Genomic DNA, 1,250 nt, shown 5'->3' with positions numbered 1-1,250 from the left:
TTACGTCTGGCACGTTGAATTCCAGTAACGCCAGGTAAAGGCCGGATGCTATCAACGCGATAGAAGCGTATAGCTCCTCATGCAGTACCAACGGAGTTTGGCGACAGATCAAATCGCGAAGTAAGCCACCAAATACGCCAGTCACCAATGCAGACACCATACAGATGCCTGGGTGCAAGCCCATGCCCATCGCAATCTTGGTACCGATGATGCTAAATACAATCAAACCCAGTGCATCAAGACGAATGAACAAGCCTTTTAGTTTGATCACCCATTTCGCGAGGCCAGTCGTTAGTACGCCAGCAACACAGGTGATAGCCAGAAATTCAGGATTCTTGACCCAACCAAGAGGGTAGTGGCCCAATAAAATGTCACGCACGGTGCCGCCGCCAATGGCTGTCGCACTCGCTACCAACATAACGCCAAACCAGTCCATTTTTCTTCTACCAGCGCTTAACGCACCTGTCATGGCTTCAGCCGTGATACCAATGATATACAACACACTTAGCAACATAGGGGAACACTCAAAGTAAAAAGTTACCGTTTATCCATTACAAAATGGTTAGGGCAGTAACAACACTTACAAACGGCTTAATCAGTCTTAAAAAGTGATTAAAACCAGCAACATGCTCATAATCAAACTGCTTGAAAAACAGCAATTTGAGTGGCACCAAAATAAGGCGAGAGTGTATTAGTAAATGAGTACGCTGACGAATGAGAAATTGTATTGAGAAAGGTCGGTTCAGATAAATTCAACTAATAACCAAAACTGTGGGATGCCTTTACCTTATTTGCAAAAACAGCGACAATGCGCAGCGCATGTCAATTTGAAGTACAGACTCGACGATGACCCACGAATACCAAGATCTAATCACCATTTTCAATGACACTTTTCTTGAGCAATTCAACACCACGCTAGAGCTTGGTGGTGATGAGCCTATTTATCTGCCAGCTGATGATGAGCATCCTCACCATCGTATTATTTTTGCTCGAGGTTTTTACGCTTCTGCTCTGCACGAAATCGCGCACTGGTGTGTCGCTGGTCCTGAACGTCGTCTAATGGAAGATTTTGGCTACTGGTATGAGCCGGATGGACGCACCGAAGCCGTACAAGCTGAGTTCGAAAAAGTAGAAATTCGCCCTCAAGCTTACGAATGGATTCTTGCCACGAGTGCTGGCTTCCCTTTTACGGTGAGTTGTGACAATCTACACGGCGATTTTGAACCAGATAGGCTCGGCTTTATGAAAAA

2 protein-coding genes are annotated in these 1,250 nt (G+C 45.4%); one reads left to right on the top strand and one right to left on the bottom strand.

What is annotated here, in order from left to right:
* A partial coding sequence (locus tag R7070_RS25620; RefSeq protein WP_318141442.1) for a trimeric intracellular cation channel family protein occupies positions 1-514 on the bottom strand: 514 nt, incomplete at its 3' end.
* A 332-nt stretch (positions 515-846) separates the two neighbouring features.
* Here R7070_RS25620 and R7070_RS25615 point away from each other — a divergent pair.
* Positions 847-1,250 (top strand): elongation factor P hydroxylase (locus tag R7070_RS25615; RefSeq protein ID WP_318141441.1); only part of this gene is annotated, 404 nt, incomplete at its 3' end.

Origin of the sequence: Vibrio sp. 1557 (assembly GCF_033340175.1) — a bacterium.
Classification (GTDB): Bacteria; Pseudomonadota; Gammaproteobacteria; order Enterobacterales; family Vibrionaceae; genus Vibrio; species Vibrio alginolyticus.
The sequence above is the reverse complement of the archived record's forward strand: the minus strand, read 5'-3'. Positions and strand labels throughout refer to the sequence as shown.